This window comes from Streptococcus pseudopneumoniae, from assembly GCF_038148935.1.
Taxonomy (GTDB): domain Bacteria; phylum Bacillota; class Bacilli; order Lactobacillales; family Streptococcaceae; genus Streptococcus; species Streptococcus pseudopneumoniae_U.
In genome coordinates this window covers 1-1,902 of record NZ_JBBJZX010000157.1, presented here as the reverse complement: position 1 = coordinate 1,902, position 1,902 = coordinate 1, and the positions used below count along the sequence as shown (strand labels likewise).

Here is a 1,902-nt window from a genome sequence, read left to right as displayed (position 1 = left end):
GTTTTGAGCTGACTTCATCAGTCTTATTTACAACCTCAAAGCAGTGCTTTGAGCAGTCTGCGGCTAGCTTCCTAGTCTGCTCTTTGATTTTCGTTGAGTATTAAATTATTTCATTGCCAAAGTATAGCTTTTTTTAAACTCGAAAGCAAGAAAAAATTGACTGAAAGTGTCTCAGCCGATTAGAAAGCATCGTTTTAGGCTAGAAAGCATCTTATTTTCTTCATTGAAAAAAGGCTTTCTTTCTGCTATAATCGTATAAAATACTTACTTTAGGAGTTCTTATGAAAGTTGTTAAATTTGGAGGTAGCTCTCTTGCCTCTGCTAGTCAATTAGAAAAAGTTTTAAACATTGTAAAAAGCGATTCAGAGCGTCGTTTTGTCGTCGTTTCTGCGCCTGGTAAACGCAATGCTGAAGATACTAAGGTTACGGATGCCTTAATTAAATACTACCGCGACTATGTTGCTGGTAACGATATTAGCAAGAGTCAAAGCTGGATTATCGATCGCTATGCCGCCATGGTTAGTGAATTGGGACTAAAACCTGCTGTTTTAGAAAAAATCTCTAAAAGCATTCGTGCCTTGGCCACTCTTCCTATCGAAGAAAATGAATTTCTCTACGATACCTTCCTAGCAGCCGGTGAAAATAACAATGCCAAATTGATTGCTGCCTACTTTAACCAAAATGGGATCGATGCACGCTATGTGCACCCTCGAGAAGCTGGTATTGTGGTCACAAGTGAACCTGGTCACGCTCGCATCATTCCATCAAGTTATGACAAGATTGAAGAATTGACAAATACAAATGAGGTTCTTGTCATTCCTGGTTTCTTTGGAGTTACTAAAGAAAATCAAATCTGTACCTTCTCACGTGGAGGATCAGACATTACAGGTTCTATCATTGCTGCAGGTGTAAAAGCTGACCTCTATGAAAACTTTACAGACGTTGATGGTATCTTTGCAGCTCACCCAGGAATTATCCACCAACCACACTCGATTCCTGAGTTAACCTACCGTGAAATGCGCGAGTTGGCCTATGCAGGTTTCTCAGTTCTTCATGACGAGGCCCTTCTACCTGCCTACCGTGGAAAAATTCCTCTAGTTATCAAGAATACCAACAACCCTGACCATCCAGGTACTCGTATCGTTCTAAAACACAGTAGTGATGAATTTCCAGTTGTAGGAATTGCTGGTGACTCAGGCTTTGTCAGCATTAACATGTCGAAATACCTCATGAACCGTGAGGTGGGATTCGGACGCAAGGTTCTTCAAATCCTTGAAGATCTTAACATCGGTTGGGAACATATGCCAACTGGTATCGACGATCTTTCGATTATCCTCCGTTCTCGCGAACTAACTCCTATCAAGGAAGAAGAAATCCTGCGTCAGTTGGTTCAAAAGGCTGAAGTAGACCATGCAGAAATCGAACACGACCTTTCTATCATTATGATTGTTGGAGAAAAAATGAAGAGCCATATTGGTGTCACTGCTACTGCAACTCGCGCTCTATCTGAAAACAAGATCAACATCCAGATGATGTCTCAAGGTTCTAGTGAAGTTTCTATCATGTTTGTTGTCAATAAAGACCAAGAAAAAGCAGCAATCAAAGCCCTCTACAATGCCTTTTTTGGAGAAAGTAAGGAAGACTAAGCATGGCCCAATCACTTAATAAAACAGTGCTTCTCAGCACGACAGGCACTTCCTACCTCTCTATCGCTGGAAAAGTTGGGAAATTCCTTGTCGGAGATCAGGCCTTAGAATTTTACCCAGACGTCAATGTCGAGCAATTTATCCAGATTCCTTGGAGCCATATCAATCAGATTGGAGCCAATGTCACTGGACGAAAAATCAGTCGCCACTTCGAAGTCTTTACAGACAAAGGAAAATTCCTCTTTGCTTCAAAAGA

2 protein-coding genes are annotated in these 1,902 nt (G+C 41.1%); both read left to right on the top strand.

The features are described from left to right. Nucleotides 1-281 precede the first annotated feature (281 nt). A complete protein-coding gene (locus WKI42_RS10255; RefSeq protein WP_368081869.1) occupies nt 282-1,646 on the top strand; it encodes an aspartate kinase in 1,365 nt (454 codons plus the stop codon). A 2-nt stretch (nt 1,647-1,648) separates the two neighbouring features. Beyond that, a partial coding sequence (locus tag WKI42_RS10250; RefSeq protein WP_050294474.1) for a DUF956 family protein occupies nt 1,649-1,902 on the top strand: 254 nt, incomplete at its 3' end.